16 protein-coding genes are annotated in these 15,592 nt (G+C 63.4%); 12 read left to right on the top strand and 4 right to left on the bottom strand.

What is annotated here, in order from left to right; translation table 11 throughout:
- Nucleotides 1–10 precede the first annotated feature (10 nt).
- On the bottom strand, nt 11–781 hold the full coding sequence (locus ACFSX5_RS00405; protein ID WP_386830718.1) for a FadR/GntR family transcriptional regulator: 771 nt from the start codon (nt 779–781) through the stop codon (nt 11–13).
- A gap of 69 nt (nt 782–850) precedes the next feature.
- Here ACFSX5_RS00405 and ACFSX5_RS00400 point away from each other — a divergent pair, with 69 nt between their 5' ends.
- Nucleotides 851–1,363 carry an RpiB/LacA/LacB family sugar-phosphate isomerase gene (locus ACFSX5_RS00400; protein ID WP_386830716.1) on the top strand — a complete coding sequence of 171 codons (513 nt, stop codon included), beginning with the start codon at nt 851–853 and terminating at the stop codon, nt 1,361–1,363.
- Between the two features lie 22 nt (nt 1,364–1,385).
- Nucleotides 1,386–2,162: an RraA family protein gene (locus tag ACFSX5_RS00395; RefSeq protein WP_386830714.1), complete on the top strand. Its 777-nt coding sequence runs from the start codon at nt 1,386–1,388 to the stop codon at nt 2,160–2,162.
- 134 nt (nt 2,163–2,296) lie between these two features.
- Here ACFSX5_RS00395 and ACFSX5_RS00390 read toward each other — a convergent pair whose 3' ends face one another.
- The 3 genes from ACFSX5_RS00390 to ACFSX5_RS00380 are packed head-to-tail and all read right to left on the bottom strand — an operon-like array spanning nt 2,297 to nt 6,093.
- A complete protein-coding gene (locus ACFSX5_RS00390) occupies nt 2,297–4,051 on the bottom strand; it encodes an apiosidase-like domain-containing protein (protein WP_386830713.1) in 1,755 nt (584 codons plus the stop codon).
- Between the two features lie 36 nt (nt 4,052–4,087).
- On the bottom strand, nt 4,088–4,873 hold the full coding sequence (locus tag ACFSX5_RS00385; protein WP_386830711.1) for an enoyl-CoA hydratase/isomerase family protein: 786 nt from the start codon (nt 4,871–4,873) through the stop codon (nt 4,088–4,090).
- A complete protein-coding gene (locus ACFSX5_RS00380) occupies nt 4,870–6,093 on the bottom strand; it encodes a CaiB/BaiF CoA transferase family protein (protein WP_386830709.1) in 1,224 nt (407 codons plus the stop codon). The genes ACFSX5_RS00385 and ACFSX5_RS00380 overlap by 4 nt, the downstream gene beginning before the upstream one ends.
- A 130-nt stretch (nt 6,094–6,223) precedes the next feature.
- Between ACFSX5_RS00380 and ACFSX5_RS00375 the strand changes: the two genes are divergently transcribed.
- From ACFSX5_RS00375 to ACFSX5_RS00330, 10 genes are all read left to right on the top strand, one after another.
- Nucleotides 6,224–6,934 (top strand): GntR family transcriptional regulator, encoded by a 711-nt coding sequence (locus ACFSX5_RS00375; RefSeq protein ID WP_386830707.1) that lies wholly within the window; start codon nt 6,224–6,226, stop codon nt 6,932–6,934.
- Nucleotides 6,935–7,111: 177 nt separating this feature from the next.
- On the top strand, nt 7,112–7,849 hold the full coding sequence (locus ACFSX5_RS00370; protein ID WP_386830705.1) for an RraA family protein: 738 nt from the start codon (nt 7,112–7,114) through the stop codon (nt 7,847–7,849).
- A gap of 15 nt (nt 7,850–7,864) precedes the next feature.
- Nucleotides 7,865–8,770, top strand: coding sequence for an amidohydrolase family protein (locus tag ACFSX5_RS00365; protein WP_386830703.1), 906 nt, complete (start codon nt 7,865–7,867; stop codon nt 8,768–8,770).
- Nucleotides 8,767–9,645: an NAD(P)-dependent oxidoreductase gene (locus ACFSX5_RS00360; RefSeq protein ID WP_386830701.1), complete on the top strand. Its 879-nt coding sequence runs from the start codon at nt 8,767–8,769 to the stop codon at nt 9,643–9,645. Before ACFSX5_RS00365 ends, ACFSX5_RS00360 begins: the two co-directional genes overlap by 4 nt.
- Nucleotides 9,646–9,650: 5 nt before the next feature.
- A complete protein-coding gene (locus ACFSX5_RS00355; protein ID WP_386830699.1) occupies nt 9,651–9,947 on the top strand; it encodes a YciI family protein in 297 nt (98 codons plus the stop codon).
- A gap of 311 nt (nt 9,948–10,258) precedes the next feature.
- Nucleotides 10,259–11,608, top strand: a complete 1,350-nt coding sequence (locus ACFSX5_RS00350; RefSeq protein ID WP_386830697.1) for an ABC transporter substrate-binding protein — start codon at nt 10,259–10,261, stop codon at nt 11,606–11,608.
- 114 nt (nt 11,609–11,722) lie between these two features.
- Nucleotides 11,723–12,700 (top strand): carbohydrate ABC transporter permease, encoded by a 978-nt coding sequence (locus tag ACFSX5_RS00345; RefSeq protein ID WP_386830695.1) that lies wholly within the window; start codon nt 11,723–11,725, stop codon nt 12,698–12,700.
- A complete protein-coding gene (locus ACFSX5_RS00340) occupies nt 12,687–13,583 on the top strand; it encodes a carbohydrate ABC transporter permease (protein ID WP_386830693.1) in 897 nt (298 codons plus the stop codon). The genes ACFSX5_RS00345 and ACFSX5_RS00340 overlap by 14 nt, the downstream gene beginning before the upstream one ends.
- Before the next feature lie 16 nt (nt 13,584–13,599).
- Entirely contained in the window at nt 13,600–14,778 is a 1,179-nt protein-coding gene (locus ACFSX5_RS00335; protein WP_386830691.1) for an ABC transporter ATP-binding protein, read from the top strand.
- 52 nt (nt 14,779–14,830) lie between these two features.
- Nucleotides 14,831–15,556 carry an RraA family protein gene (locus ACFSX5_RS00330; RefSeq protein WP_386830689.1) on the top strand — a complete coding sequence of 242 codons (726 nt, stop codon included), beginning with the start codon at nt 14,831–14,833 and terminating at the stop codon, nt 15,554–15,556.
- Nucleotides 15,557–15,592: the final 36 nt, after the last annotated feature.

The following is a 15,592-nucleotide window of genomic DNA, read 5'->3' as shown; positions in this document are numbered from 1 at the left end:
GAGGTGGGACTTACCCGAGCGGGGCCTGGCGCTCGAAGGTTGCGCCGATGGCGAAGTGCGACAGCAACAGGGCGTCGGCTGCGGCTTCGTCGCGGTCGAGAATCGCGGTGAGCAGTTGGCTGTGGTGGTCAGCCAAGTAGTTCTCGAGCTCGGGCAGGGCGGTGATGCGGACGCGACGCTCGTAGTGCGAACGGCGCAGCAGCGCCGCGATGGCTGCGTGCAGGCTCTCCAGCATCGGCGCGTGTGCGGCGGCGATGATGGCCTCGTGGAATGCGAAGTCCGCCTCGGCGCCGGCCACCGGGTCGTGGAGCGTCGCCTTGAGTTCGGCAAGGCGAGAACGAAGCAGGGTGATGTCCGCTGCCGTCGAGCGCTGGCATGCGAGCCGGATCGCCTGGCGCTCGATGGCGATACGAGCCTCGAGGATGTCTTCTACGGCATCGTGCTGCTGCGCCAGCATCAGCGTAAACACGTCACCCATCTCGCTGAAGTCCGGCTTGCGAACGATGCTGCCGAATCCGTGTCGTATCTCCACGACGCCGATGGCCGACAGGGCCCGCAGCACTTCGCGTACCACAGGGCGGCTGACACCAAGCCTTAGCGCCAGTTCGCGCTCGGGCAGCAGCCGGTCGCCTGACTTGAGCGCGCCCGACAGCAACTGCTCGCGCAGGAAGCCGAACACCTTGTCGTAGTGCGGACCGGCCTCGTCGCCACCGCGGGTCAGCGTTGCATCCATTCCCACCCCCGTCACCGGAGCGATGATCTCCCGCGACTGGCTTGTCAAGCCGCACTTGCATGAGTGGTAATACCACGGTATGAACACCATCAGCAATCAGGGAAGAGGAGGCTCCTGATGTCAAGCGAGGCTGAGCAAAAGGGTGGGGGGCTTGTGATCCCGCGCCGCACCGCGCTGGGACTGGCCTCGGACCACGCCGGCTTTCCCATGAAGCGTTACGTGCACGACATCATGGCTGCCCATTGCGACCGGGTGATCAGCCTTGGTGCGACGTCCGAAGAGCCTGTGGACTTCCCCGATGTGACACGCAGTGCGGTCGAACTGATCCGAACCGGGCAAGCAGAGCGGGTCATCCTGGTCTGTGGCACCGGCGCCGGCGCCTGCATCGCCGCCAACAAAGTCAACGGCATTCGCGCTGCCGTGGCGCACGACACCTATGTGGCGCGCCAGTGCGTGGAGCATGACGACGTCAACGTGCTGTGCATGGGCGCCTGGATCATCGGTCCGCAGATCATGGCGCAGGTGGTTCGCGCCTTCCTGGCCGCCGAGTTTTCCACCGAGGCGCATTTCCGTCGGCGGGTCGCCAAGCTTGGCGACCTCGAGGCCGAGATGCGCGGCGAAAAATCCTGAACACGAGACAGAGGAGAAATCGTTGGACCAGGCCAAACGCAAAGAGATTCTGGACACAGTCGCCAAGCTGCGCGTCACCGACATTCGGGACGGCATGGACTGGGTCGGCTTGCACCACGTCGGCACCGTGGATCCGGAAATCCGCCCGCTCTACCGTACCAAGGCGGCGGGCTTTGCCCAGACCTACAAGCACATTCCGACCCAGATCCGGGTGCCGGAACTGTCGCCCGAGGATTACACCAAGTGGGCCTATGAATACTGGTACGGCCAGCTCTGGAACATGGGCGACTTCCGCGAGCAGGTGGGCGAGGGCGACTTCCTCGTCATCGACACCATGGGCCAGAAGACACCGGCGATCGGCTCCATGGACTCGATGGTCTGGGCCGCCCGTGGCGTGAAGGGCGTGCTGACCAATGGCGGTGCCCGTGACACCGATGAGCAACTTTACCAGAAGGCGATGCCGTGCTGGCACCGCTGGGTGGTGCAGCCGATGTATCAGGGGCGCGTGGAATTCGGCGAGCCCAACTCGACCGTGAATATCGGTGGCGCCACAGTGCGCCCGGGTGACCTCGTGGTGGCGGACGGCGACGGCGCCATTGTCGTGCCGCAGGACGTCATTGAGGACGTGCTCTACTACGCCAAGCAGGAGTCCGAGAACGATCGCTACGACCGCTCCATGCTGTTTGAAGCGCTGGGCATTGCTCCTGACGAGTCGACCCAGTCGATGTTCCCCGACATGCCCCCGCACCCGTATCGAAAGAACCGCGAAGACTTCATGAAGCGGCTGGGCAAGAAATAAGCCCTCACCCTCGTGCAATCCCTCGGCGCCCTTCGGGGCGCCTTTTTGTCTGCGGAGAGGGCTCTGGGAAAAGGAGAACGGCGCCGACCCGTGGCCAGGTCGACGCCGCTCCTTCCGGGAGGAAACTCGAGAGGTCAGATGCGTTCCAGCATCAGGCCCCAATCCTGGGTGTCCGGCCGCTGCGGCAGGACCAGAACCGAACTGCGCGGCACGGTCAGCACATCACCCGGTTCGCCCCACTGGCCGCTACGAGGATCGAAGAAGCGCGGCCGGTACTTGGCGCCGACGTCGACGCCACGCAGCTTGGCTTCCAGTGGCGCCTGATCCTCGAAATAGAGCATGAACCAGCTTCGGTCAGGGGTACGCGCGCAGTAACTCCAGCCATGGTAGGCGAAGTCCGGACCTGCCTTGTTCGGCATCACCAGATCAGCCATGGGCTCGAGCTGGCGATAGGCCTCGCCCTTGACCATCGCGAAGGTCTTGAGGTGCCGCACTTCGGCGCCGGACTGCCAGCGGAAGCTATCCCACATCTTGTAGAGCGACTCCGGCTCGATGTCGGACTGCCAGATGCCTTCGGCGCCATAGATGAAGCCCGCGAGCCCACCCGACAGGAAGCTGCCATAGAGGCCGGAGCGGACGTAGTAGCGATCCTCGCGGCTGTCCGGCGGCACCCGGAGCGGGTAGGGGGTGCCGAGCTGGTGCAAGCCAGCGTAGTAGGGTTCGCCGTTGATCGCCGGCTTGGTTGGCGCCGACTGGTGGATCTCGGTCAGGTACCAGTAGGTGTAGTGCTCTCGCACATTTCCCGACTGGTGGAGGTCGACCCAGCTATCCGCTCCGAAGTTCACGAGCGTCGACGGGTTCGGATTTGCCGACAACAGCGTGCCGAACGGCGGCTTTCCGTGGCGCTCGAGCGCGATCTCGATCGGCACCGAGTACTCGGAGGCTGGGATGGTCTGCTCGAAATAGTCGTAGTGGATGGGGCTCAGGATGGTGATGTTGGCCTGGTAGCGCGCGAACACGTAATTCACGTAGCGCGAGTAGGACTCGTTCCAGTCGTGGAACTTCTGCCAGGCCTGCCCGGTGTCGCGCCGCGCCACTTCGATGAACGGCACGAAGCCCTGCTCGTTGAGGTGATCGATCTTCCGGTCGAGCACCTTGAAGTATTCCGGATTGATCCGGTCCATGTCAGGGAACACATCCTCGAAGCCGGGGACCTTGCCCGGGAACTCGAACGGCCGGCCCCCTTCGTTGTGCATGTCCTTGGCGGATTCGGTGCCGGGCTGCTTCCAGGCGGCGCGCACCCAGGTGCCGTCTTCCATCTGCAGGCTGTTGGGCTTGCCGTCATTGGCCCAGGCTGGCTGGGCGGCGATCAGGCCGACGCAGTTATAGCCTTGGGATTTACGAAGGGCGACATAGTCGTTGAGCGTCGCATCCGGACCGACGCTGGCCGGGTCGCCAGGACCTTCGCCGAGCGGAAAGCGGAAGCTCGGCACCGACCACCAGGTATCGCCGAGCAGGAAGAATGGGGTGCCATCGGCATACTGCAGACCGCGCTTGTCCGCAGTGGCGACTATCATGCCGCGCAGGTTCGGGTTGGCGGCCTTCTCGGCCTCGCTTGCGGCACGTGCCGAGAAGCTGCCGGTCTTGCCATCGAGGCCGGCATCGCCCACCGAGGAGCCGGAGCGCCAATGCCACTCGCCGGGTGCCGTCGCCAGCACGCGCACGACGAACTCCTTGCCGCCGTTCCAAAAGCCGTAGACTCGCTTGGAGAAACCCGGGCCTTCGAGGTCCACCCAGACGTCGACCTCGACATAGGAGTTTGCGTACTCCGCTTCGGCGTTCAGGACCAAGTCGAGCTTGGTCCAGACCGGCACCTCTCCTGCCGCCATGGACGATTCCTCCCTGTATTGCCCTCTGGTGAGCGCCTAGCGGCCGACCCACTCCGGCTTGTTCTTGTTGACGAAGGCGGTGACGCCGCGCCGGAAGTCCTCGCTGCCGTAGATCAGCGAAACCAGATCGTCGGCGGGGTCGATCTCGCGTGGGGAAAGGCGGCGCATCGCTTCCTTGCTGACCCTCAGCGTCAGCGGCGCGTTGGCGAGCAGCTTGTCGACGATCTCGGACGCCGCGGCGTCCATCTCGTCGCGCTCGGCTACGCGAGTGACGAAGCCGGCGGTGAACGCCTCGTCGGCGTCGATGAACTCGGCGAGCAACAGCATGCGCTTGGCACGTGTCTCGCCGAAGCCGCCCATAATGCGCGCGTAGGTTTCCATGGAGACGCAGTTGCCGATGGTCCGCGCGATCGGGGTGCCGAACTTGGCGCCCTTCGCCGCAAGACGGATGTCGCAGCAGGCGGCGATGTTCAGCCCACCACCGACGGCCCAGCCGTCGATGATGCTGACCGTTGGCATAGGCATGTCCAGCAGCCGACGGAAATAGCGGTTCATCTTGGCTTCGTAGACAACGCCGTCCTGCCCGCCCTGGAACTCCTGGAACTGACTGATATCGGAGCCAGCGACGAAGGCCTGGCCGCCGGCGCCACGAAACGTCACTACCCGCACAGTCTCGTCCGCCGACAGCTCGGCGCAGATGGCATCGAGCTGCTCATACATCTCCCAGGTGAAGGCGTTGCGTGCCTCCGGGCGATCGAAGAGGACGTGAGCGACGGCGCCATCGCGGGTCAGGCGCACATTACCCGAAGCTGTGCTGGTCATGCTGCAAAGGCTCCGGCCTCGCTGAGGGTGTTCTGCTCGGTGTCGAGCCCCACTTCGGCGAGAATTTGTTCGGTATGCTCACCCAGCAGGGGCGGCGGCATGCGCACGGCGGCTGGGGTGGCCGAGAGCTTGGCGGGGAAGCCGAGTGCCTTGAAGCGACCTTCCACCGGATGCACGATCTCGATCACAGCTTCACGGTGCCGCACATGCTCATTGTCAAGCGACTTGGAGTAGTCGTAGATCGGCCCCGCGGGCACGCCTGCTGCATGGAAAGCCTCGACCCATTCCTCGGCAGTGCGGGTGACGAAGGTGGGTGCCAGCACCTGCGCGAGCTCGGAGCGACGGCGGACACGCTCGACATTGGTCGCGTAGAGCGGATCATCCTTCAACTCGGGCCGCCCGATCACATCGCAGAAGATCAGCCAGAGCTTCTGGTTGGCCGCTCCGACCACAAAGTCCCCGTCGGAAGCACGGAACGCTTGATAGGGAGCGCTCATACGGTTGGCGGTACCCAGCGGCCCGGGCGACTGTCCGGTTGCCCAATATTCGGTGCTTTCCCAGACGGAGAGGGCCAGCGCCGCATCGAGCAGGGAAGTGTCGATGTACTGCCCCCGTCCGGTCTTTTGCCGCCCGATCACCGCGCTCAGGATGCCGTAGGCGGCGAACATGCCGGCGCCGAGGTCACCGACAGGAATTCCGGATTTCACCGGCTCGGCACCAACCAGGCCAGTGGCGCTGATCACGCCAGCCATGGCCTGGGCGATAAGGTCGAAGCCCGGGCGCTGCGACCATGGTCCGGTCTGCCCGAAACCCGAGATGCTGGCATAGATGAGCCGGGGGTTGATCTTCGACAGGGTTTCGTAGTCGGCGGCGAGCCGCTTGGTGACTCCGGGGCGGCCGTTCTCGACCAGGATATCGGCCGTTTCGACTAGCCGGTGCAGCACCCGCCGCCCAGCTTCGGACTTGAGGTTCAGGGTGATCGATCGCTTGTTGCGGTTGAGCGCGAGGAAGCCGGGGCTGTCTTCACCCTTCATGCGAAAGCCCATCGACTTGCGCGTCTGGTCACCAACGCCGGGCGGCTCGATTTTGATGACGTCCGCACCCATGTCGCCGAGCAGCATGCAGCAGAACGGCCCGGCCATGACCTGGCTCATGTCGAGCACCCGCAATCCCGCGAGCGGCGACATGTTTGCCGGAGTTGACCCGTATTGGTCGTTCATTGCCTACCTCCATGCTGGTCCTGATCATCTATGATCGGCCAAATCTTGTATGCAAGAAATCGATAATGGCAAAGTTCCGGCACTGCAACTGCCGTATTGTGTTTTTTTGTGGGATTGCATACGAGCAGGTATGGACGACACCGACCAGATAGCCCAGCCCGTCGACGACGATGCCGCCACTGGCGGTCGCCGGAAGGGGCAACTGCATACAGAAGCTGCAGCGCATCTGCGCTCGATGGTCCTGTCCGGCGAGTTGCCGCCAGGCACCCGATTACGGGAGCAGCAGCTTTGCACCGAGCTCGGCGTGTCGCGCACGCCTGTGCGAGAGGCCCTGCGTACCCTTGCTGCCGAAGGTCTGGTGGATCTGCTGCCCAACCGCAGCGTGGTCGTCTCGCAGTTGCATGCCCCTGACGTGGCGGACCTTTTTACGGTCTTCGGGACCATTGAAGGGCTCGCGGCCGAGCTTGCCTGCCAGAAGATAACCGAGGCAGAAGTTGCGGAAATCGGGCGTTTACTGGCGGCGATGGTGGATTATCACGCTGCTCGAGAGCGCGCTGAGTACATGCGGATCAACCAGCTGATCCATCAGCGCACGGTGGAGATTGCGGCCAATCCGGTGCTCTATTCGGTGTGGCAATCCCTGGTGCCGCGAGTGGAACGTGCACGCGCGCTTGCGAACCTCGACACCGGTCGCTGGACCCAGGCGCTGATCGAGCACACCAAGATGTTCACGGCTCTTGCTGCCCGTGATGGGGCCATGCTTGGGCCTCTGACTCGCAAGCATTTCGAGAACAGCCTTCCCTATATCGCGCCGCAGCTGGATACCTCGCCGAACCGGTAAGGCTACGGCGAATGACGAATTTTTTGCAGCGCTTGCCCTTCTGCGGGTGTTGACACCCCCCGATCTTGCATACAAGAATGCGCCCAATAACGAGCACGCGGCCACTGTGGACCGGAGTGCATTTGGGAGTGAGATTGCATGTCAGAAGCGAGCTTTACGGATTCTCAGGGTCGCGCCGTGGATCCCTACAAGATCCGCAAGTATTTCCAGCCGCTGCGCGTCGTCGACGTCGTGGACGCGATGGATGGGCTTGGTTATTTCAACATCGGACTCGTTTCGCAGGAAATCCGGCCGCTCTGGCTCGGCATGAAGTTCTGGGGCCCGGCGGTGACGCAGCGCTGCGTCCCGGCCAACAAGCCGATGTGGAAGCTCGACACGACTGAAGAGATCGTCGGCGCTCACGGCATCTGGTTTAACAAGCACGGCCACAAAGGCCGTGGTCTCACCGACCTCGTGAAGGAGGGATCGGTGGTGGTCACCGATACCGGTAGCTCCGGTGAAGTCGGCTTCTTCGGCTCGGAAAACGTGCTGGCCCTGCAGGCGGCGGGTGCTGTCGGCATCGTCACCAACGGCTATTGCCGCGACACTGGCGAAGTCACCATGCAGAAGACCCCGATGGTCTGCCGCGAGCGTGGCCGCACCATCATTCCGGGTCGCATTGAGGTGGTCGAACTCAACACCACCATCGGCATCGGCGGTGCCCAGGTTCGTCCGGGTGACATCGTCGGCTGTGACGATGATGGGCTCGTGGTCGTACCGATCGAGATCGCACGTGAAGTCGCGCTCCATGCCAAGGCGGTCCTTGCCGCCGACATGAAGGCGCGCCGCGGTCGTTACGATGCTCTCGGGCGTGCTCACGACGAGACCGTCGATACCGACGCGCTCGATCGCTACTACGCCGAACTCGAAGCCTGATCCAGGCGCGGTCCGGTGCGTATCCTCGACGCTCACCAGCACTTCTGGGACTTGTCGGCCAACTATCTGCCTTGGCTGGCCGACAAGCCCGTGAACTTCCGCTACGGCAACTACGACGCCATCAAGCGCAACTACATGCCGGAGGACCTTCGGGCCGACGCGGCGGAGTTCGAGTTGGTCGGCAGCGTGTTCATCGAAACGGAATGGAATCCCGAGGACCCTGCGGGCGAAGTCGCCTGGGTCGCCGGGGTTCGCGACACCTCCGGGCTTCCGAGTGTGATGGTGGCGCAGGCGTGGCTCGACCGCGCAGATGCGCCCGACGTTCTTGCTGGGCACGGGCGAACCTCGTTCGTGCGCGGCATCCGGCACAAGCCAAAGGCTGCTGCTGCGCCCACGGATGTGATGAAGGGGGCGCCCGGCTCGATGGGCGACCCTGCCTGGCGTCGCGGCTATGCACTATTAGCGCCGAACGGCCTGTCCTTCGACCTGCAGACGCCATGGTGGCACCTGGCGGAAGCGGCTGACCTGGTTCAGGCCTTTCCCGAGACGCAACTGATCCTGAATCACACCGGCCTTCCGGCCGACCGCTCCGATGAGGGGCTCGCCGGCTGGCGCGAGGCGATGCGCATCCTGGCCAGGAACAGCAATGCCGCCGTGAAGATTTCTGGACTTGGGCAGCGGGGCCAGCGCTGGTCAGCGGATGCCAATCGCGGCGTGGTTCTGGACACGATCGACATCTTCGGGATCGACCGCTGCATGTTCGCTTCGAACTTTCCCGTCGATAGCCTTGTCGGAGACTATCGCACCATCTTCTCCGGGTTTGCGGAGATCGTCTCCGATCTGCCGGCTGCGGAGCAGGAGAAGCTGTTCCTCGGCAACGCCGCACGCATCTACCGCATCGATCTGGAGGAACGCTCATGAGCGACAAACCCGCGATAGGCATTGTCGGTCTTGGCATCATGGGGGCGCCTGTCGCTCTCAACCTCGCTTCGCGCGGGTACAAGGTCACCGCCTGGAACCTGGAGCGCGAGTACTATGATCGCGTTAAGGATGAAGGCGTCGCGTGGGCGGAGAGCCCGGCCGAGCTGTGGGAAACATGCGACATCGCCCTAGTCTGCGTGCTCGGCGACGATGCGCTCGAGGATGTGGCTCTTGGCGACAACGGCTTTGCCGCAGGGCAGGGTAGGGCGAAGCTCGTCATCGACCTGTCGACGTCCTCGCCCAGCGCGACCGTCGATATTGCCGAGCGCTTCAAGGACAAGACGGGCGCCGATTGGCTCGACGCGCCGATGTCGGGTGGTCCGCAGCCGGCGCGGGAAGGCAATCTTGCCCTGATGGTGGGCGGCGACGAGGCTGTGTTCAAGCGCACCGAGACGCTACTGCGCGATATCGGATCCAATGTTACCTATATGGGGCCGCTCGGATCGGGCCAGAAGACGAAGGTGCTGAACCAGGCGATCGTCGGGGTGAACTACATCCTGATGGCGGAATTGCTCGCCACTGCGAAGGCGGCGGGGATCGACCCGAAGCTGCTGCCGGTGTGCCTCAAGGGCGGGCTGGCCGACAGCTCGATCCTGCAGCGCATCTACACGCAGATGATGAACGATGATTTCGATCCGCCGCGCTCCTACGCACGCCAGGTGAACAAGGACCTGAAGTCGGTCCACAAGTTCCTGGGCGAACTCGACCTCGACATGCCGATGATCGAACTGGCGGTGACCCGCTACGGCGAGTTCGCCAAGGGCAACGACATGGCCGACAGCGCTTCCGTGTCGCGGCTGTACCAGAGGGACTGACGAGCATGCTGTTCATCGTGAGTGGCCGCGACCAGCCCAACGGCATCGAAGCGAGGCTCAAGCACCGCGCCGCTCACCGGGCGTATTACAGCGCGCTCGGCGACGATCTGGTGCTTGCCGGTCCGTACCTGGACGCCGCCGGCGAGCCGATCGGCAGCATGATCATCATGCGCGCGGCCAGCCAGGAAGCGGCGGAGGCGTTTGCCCGTGCAGACCCCTACTGGGTGGAGCGGGTATTCGCCGATCTCACCGTTTCACGCTGGGACTGGTTCATGAAGCGTCCCGACGGGCTGGTTTCCTAGCTCGTTCTGTATGCAAACAGGTCTGGATGGTAGAGCGGGACAACGCCGCTCTGCCACCTGATAGGCTGTCCTTCCTGCACGCATGTCCCTCGTAACCCCTTGATTTAGCGACTGTCATCCTGATCTTGAGCCCGGATCCTTCCCGTTAAAAAACGGTGTCTCTGCATACATTCTGCGATTGACACTTGCCTACCTTGCATACAAGACTAGCGATGGTGATGGGGGAGAATAGCGAGTGATGAACGCTCGCCACATCACAGAAGTCGGCGCCGGTGCACAGCCGTGACGACGATTGCAACAAGGAGGAAGCCATGACTAATTCCGTGAGGGCCGGCGCCACCCGTCGACTCTTCCTCGCTGGCACGGCCATTACGCTGGCTCTCAGCGTCACCGCTACCAGCCTGCCTGTCGCTGCTCAGGACCTGACCGGCGACATTCGGTTCAGCTGGTGGGGCGGCCAGGTCCGCAACGACAAGACTGACCGGATCATCCAGCTCTTTGAGGAGCAGAATCCCGGTGTGACAATCGCGCGTGAAAACGCCGACTTCGCGCCCTATTGGGAACGCCTGACCATTCAGTCGACGGGCAATAACCAGCCCTGCGCCATCACCATGCAGACCCGGTGGCTGGCAACCTACGCACGACCCGACATCCTGATGCCGCTCGATGATCTCGTGGCTGACGGCACGCTGGACGTCACCGGCATTCCGGAGTCGGTGATGAGCGGTGCCCGGGGTGCCGACGGCAATCTCTACATGATCCCGCATGGCGTGTTCTATTTCGCGCTCATGTACAACGAGCAGATGCTCGAGGACGCGATCGCTGCGGGTGTCGAGCCGCTGGAGTGGCCCTATACTTGGGATGAGTACGCCGATCACCTCCGTGCCGTGCAGGCGACGCTGTCGGACGGGGCAGTGGCCACCCACAACATGGGCCGTGAACCAGACGCTTTCGTTCCGTGGGTGCAGTCCCATGGCGAAAAGGTCTTCGACGGATCCAAGGTCGCCTTCTCGCGCGATATCGCTATCGCCTGGTTCAACTACTGGGAGACCTTGCGCAACGAAGGCGTGACGGAATCTCCGGAAGAGATGATCAGCGAGAACAGCGCTCTCGTCGAAGAATCCAATCTTGCGAATGCCCGCGGCTATGCCACGAACCGTCCGCCGAACCAGCTCGGCTCGGTTCAGACGGTGGTGGACACCGTGAGCCCTGGTACCACCATCAATACCCGGCCGTACCCGACCGGTCCTGATGGCACCATCGGCATGGACCTGGGTTCGAACGGCATCGCCATCGGCGCTAACTGCACGGCCGAGCAGCTGCCGGCAACGACCGCATGGATCAACTTCTGGACCCAGAATCCGGAAGCCGCAGCGATCTACCAGTCGGACAACGGCGTCGTTGCCATTCCGGAACTCGCTGCTGCCCAGGCAGCCGACCCAGAGACGCAGCCGACCCAGGTCCGCCACATCGAGCTGTACCAGCAGGTCGTCGACGACGCGAAGCCGGTGATTTGGCCCGCGGGCGGCTACCAGGCCATGACCGACGTGCTGAACCGCACCTATGACGCCGTGGCCTTCGGCCAGCTCAGCGTCGAGGACGGCGCAGACCAGCTCATTGCCGAGCTTCAGCAGCAGCTCGACCAGGCGGCGCCGAGATAAGCTTCTGCCTACGCCATGCGGGCGTCGAGACGTCCGCATGTGCCCCGCGGCCACGGGGCGGTGCCCTTACCGCCCCGTTGGCACCTTGAGCGCAGCCGCGAGATGGGACTTCTGATGAGCACACTGGATTCACCCAACAATCCCGTCCTGACGGCTTCCGAGCCGGGGCGACCGGCACGCGTGGTGCCCGAAAAGCGCACCGGTTCCGCTCTCAAGAAAGCCGACAACCGGGCTGCCTACCTGTTTCTGCTGCCGTGGATCACCGGCATCGTGCTGATCACGGCCCTTCCGATGCTGGCCTCTCTTTATCTCAGCTTCACCAACTACGCGGTGATCGGGTGGCCGACGTGGGTTGGCCTCGACAACTACATCCGCCTGTTCACGGCTGACCGACGCTTCATCACCTCGATCTGGGTGACCCTGAAATATGTGGGGTTCTCGGTGCCGCTGGTGCTGCTGTTTGCCCTGACCATCGCCGTCGCCCTCAACCGGGGTCTACGTGGGCTCGCGATCTACCGCTCGCTATTCTACGTGCCATCGCTGATCGGCGCGAGCGTGGGTATCGGCCTGCTCTGGAAAGAGGTGTTCGGCGAGCGCGGCGTGGTCAACGAGATCCTCGGTTGGTTCGGCATTGCGGGCCGCGGGTGGATCAACAACCCGACCTTCGCGCTGCCGACCGTCATCACGCTCAACGTGTGGACCTTCGGTGCCTCGATGGTGATCTTCCTCGCGGCGCTGCGGCAAATCCCGGAATCCTACTACGAGGCCGCCTCCATCGACGGGGCCAATGCCTGGCAGCGCTTCCGGCGCATCACCCTGCCGCTGCTGACGCCGGTGATCTTCTTCAACACCGTGCTTCAGTTGATCGGCTCCTTCCAGGCCTTCACGCAGGCCTTCGTGGTGTCCAACGGCCGCGGCGGACCCGTCGACGCGACGCTGCTGTACTCGCTCTATCTCTACCAGCAGGCCTTCCAGCAGATGCAGATGGGGTACGCCTCGGCGATGGCCTGGATCCTGCTGATCGCCATCGGCCTCGCCACCGCGCTGCTGTTCTGGTCCTCTCGCTATTGGGTGTTCTATGGCGACCGCTAAGACCTACGATCCCGAACTCCTCCGCGCCGAAAAGCGCCGCCGCGCCAACCTTAAGCGGCTCAAGGGCCTCGGCCTCCATGCCCTGCTGATCACGCTGCTCGGCATCATGCTCTATCCGGTGATCTGGATGGTGTTCAGCGCCTTGCGGCCGGAAGCCGAGATCTTCGGCGACATGGGGTTCATCCCCACCAACTGGACGCTCGAGAACTTCCAGCGCGGCTGGCAGCTCTACGGCAATCTGACCTTCACCCAGTTCTACATCAACTCGTTCGTGCTCTGCGCGCTGTCGATCGTGGGCAATCTGCTGGCCTGCTCCATGGCGGCCTATGCGTTCGCCCGCCTGGAGTTCCGGGGCAAATGGATACTGTTCGCGATCATGCTGGGCACCATGATGCTGCCCATCCATGTGCAGTTGATTCCGCAGTACATCTTCTTCCTCAACATCGGCTGGGTGAACACCATCCTGCCGCTGGTGGTGCCCAAGTTCCTCGCCCACGACGCCTTCTTCATCTTCCTCATGGTGCAGTTCATGCGCACCCTGCCGGCGGAGCTGGAACAGGCGGCAGTGGTGGACGGTGCGTCGTACTGGCAGCGCTACTGGCGCATCATCCTGCCCTTGTCGATGCCGGCGCTTGCCACCACGGCCGTGTTCACCTTCATCAACACCTACAACGACTTTTTCAGCCAGCTGATCTACCTCACCGACACCAATCGCATGACCGTGCCGGTGGCGTTGCGCCTGTTCCTCGACCCGAGCGGTGGTGCCTCCTCCTTTGGTGGCCTGTTCGCGATGGTGCTCGTCTCGATCGGACCGGTGCTCGGCTTCTTCCTGGCTTCGCAGCGACTGCTCACCAAGGGCATCGCTACCCAAGGCTTCAAGTGACCGGTCGGAGACTCCTATGGCCAGCGTAACCCTTCAGAACCTGACCAAGACCTATGCCGGCGGTCAGCTCAAGGCCGTGAACGGCGTGTCGCTCGACATCGAGGATGGCGAGTTCCTCGTGCTCGTCGGTCCCTCCGGATGCGGCAAATCCACGGCCTTGCGCATGATCGCCGGGCTCGAGGAGATCAGCGACGGCGCCGTGTGGATCGGCGACGACTTTGTCAACGACGTGCATCCCAAGGATCGTGACATCGCCATGGTGTTCCAGTCCTACGCGCTCTATCCGCACATGAGCGTCTACGACAACATCGCCTTCCCTCTGCAGATCGCGAAGCTTCCCAAGGCCGAGATCGACCGGCGGGTTCAGGAGGCCGCGCGCGTCCTTGAGCTCGAGGCTTATCTCAAGCGTCGCCCCGGCCACCTTTCGGGCGGTCAGCGTCAGCGCGTGGCCATGGGCCGTGCGATCGTGCGGCAGCCGGCTGTGTTCTTGATGGACGAGCCGCTGTCCAATCTCGACGCCAAGCTCCGTGTGCAGATGCGTGCGGAAATCGCCTCACTCCAGCATCGGCTCGGCGTCACCACGATCTATGTGACGCATGACCAGGTCGAAGCCATGACCATGGGTCACCGCGTCGCCATCCTCAAGGATGGGGTGCTGCAGCAGGTGGATACGCCGGCCAACATCTACAACAGGCCACGCAACACTTTCGTCGCTGCCTTCATCGGTTCGCCCACCATGAACATGTACTGGGCGACACTGGAAGGGCAGGGGGACAGCCTCGGCGTTCGGCTCGGCAGTCATCTGTTGAAGGTGCCGGCGAGCACAGCGGCGCAGCACCGCGGGCTCTCCCGCTATGCCGGCAAGCGGCTGATCGTCGGCATTCGTCCGGAAGACATCGCCGACGCGTCCACCCTGCCGCAGGCGGATGCGGCCAACACCGTCACCTCCAAGGTGGACCTGGTCGAAGCCTTGGGTTCGGACGTCATCGTTCACCTCGGCATCGATGCTGAAGCAGCGGAAGTGCGCAGCTCTGACAGCCTCGACGAGATCAAGGCTGACGCCAACAAGTCACGCTGTGTGGCCCGTTTCACCAACAAGAGCCAGGTTCGGCTCGGCGACACCGCCACGGTGCTGCTCGACACCGAGCGCATGCACTTTTTCGACGGGGACACCGGCGAAGCCATCCGCGACTGAACGGTCGCGGCTCCGATCACCACCACCCATCAACGCCAACAGGAATCAAGTAATGGCCATCAACTCTGATACCCTCGCGATCCTTCGCAAGGTACGTACCTCTGACGTCACCGACGCGCTCGACTCCATGGGCTACATGAACACCTACGAGATGGACCCGCGTCTGCGGCCGCTGTTTCCGGGCGTGTTCTTCGCTGGCATCGCCACCACGGCCGAGTTCAACATCATCAATCGCCACATTCCGGCGATGAGCTATGACGAGTTCGACGACCGTCAGTACAAGCGTAACCCCGACCGGACCACGCATCCCGACGCCCTCTGGCCAGCGGGCCACAGCTTCGGCGCCCCGGACGAAGTGCACGTGATCGACACCAAGCAGTCGCGCTGCGGGCTGCTCGGCTCGAACAACCTCCTCGACGCGCGCGTGAAGGGCTCGGTAGGCTTTGTCATCGACGGCGCCTGCCGTGACTCCGGCGAGTGCATCATGCAGAAGGACCCTGTGTTCTGCTCTGTCCGCTCCATGCGCCACATGGCCGGCCGCCTTGAACTCGCTTCCGTCAACAAGCCGATCACCTGCGGCGGTGTGTATGTCCGGCCCGGCGACGGCGTGATTGCCGATGACGACGGCATCGTCGTCATTCCGCAGGAGGATGCTGAAGAGGTCGCAAAGCGCGCCTGGCGCGTCCAGGACAAGGACCGCCGCATGCGTCGTGCGTTCTACGAAAAGCTGGGCATGCCCTTCGACAAGACGGTCGAGCTCGAAGAGCGTCCTTGGTAAAGGTCATGAGCAGGCGTTACCGGCGCCTGCTCAACC

The organism is Devosia albogilva (genome assembly GCF_042685625.1).
Lineage (GTDB): Bacteria > Pseudomonadota > Alphaproteobacteria > Rhizobiales > Devosiaceae > Devosia > Devosia albogilva.
Note: the sequence above shows the minus strand (reverse complement) of the source record. Positions and strands in the feature narration are given on the sequence as shown.

What these genes read in the sequence shown, in the direction of transcription:
- ACFSX5_RS00400 (WP_386830716.1), top strand. Translation starts at nt 851, where the DNA reads ATGTCAAGCGAGGCTGAGCAAAAGGGTGGGGGGCTTGTGATCCCGCGC.
- ACFSX5_RS00390 (WP_386830713.1), bottom strand. Translation starts at nt 4,051, where the DNA reads ATGGCGGCAGGAGAGGTGCCGGTCTGGACCAAGCTCGACTTGGTCCTG.
- ACFSX5_RS00385 (WP_386830711.1), bottom strand. Translation starts at nt 4,873, where the DNA reads ATGACCAGCACAGCTTCGGGTAATGTGCGCCTGACCCGCGATGGCGCC.
- ACFSX5_RS00380 (WP_386830709.1), bottom strand. Translation starts at nt 6,093, where the DNA reads ATGAACGACCAATACGGGTCAACTCCGGCAAACATGTCGCCGCTCGCG.
- ACFSX5_RS00375 (WP_386830707.1), top strand. Translation starts at nt 6,224, where the DNA reads ATGGACGACACCGACCAGATAGCCCAGCCCGTCGACGACGATGCCGCC.
- ACFSX5_RS00360 (WP_386830701.1), top strand. Translation starts at nt 8,767, where the DNA reads ATGAGCGACAAACCCGCGATAGGCATTGTCGGTCTTGGCATCATGGGG.
- ACFSX5_RS00355 (WP_386830699.1), top strand. Translation starts at nt 9,651, where the DNA reads ATGCTGTTCATCGTGAGTGGCCGCGACCAGCCCAACGGCATCGAAGCG.
- ACFSX5_RS00350 (WP_386830697.1), top strand. Translation starts at nt 10,259, where the DNA reads ATGACTAATTCCGTGAGGGCCGGCGCCACCCGTCGACTCTTCCTCGCT.
- ACFSX5_RS00345 (WP_386830695.1), top strand. Translation starts at nt 11,723, where the DNA reads ATGAGCACACTGGATTCACCCAACAATCCCGTCCTGACGGCTTCCGAG.
- ACFSX5_RS00340 (WP_386830693.1), top strand. Translation starts at nt 12,687, where the DNA reads ATGGCGACCGCTAAGACCTACGATCCCGAACTCCTCCGCGCCGAAAAG.
- ACFSX5_RS00335 (WP_386830691.1), top strand. Translation starts at nt 13,600, where the DNA reads ATGGCCAGCGTAACCCTTCAGAACCTGACCAAGACCTATGCCGGCGGT.
- ACFSX5_RS00330 (WP_386830689.1), top strand. Translation starts at nt 14,831, where the DNA reads ATGGCCATCAACTCTGATACCCTCGCGATCCTTCGCAAGGTACGTACC.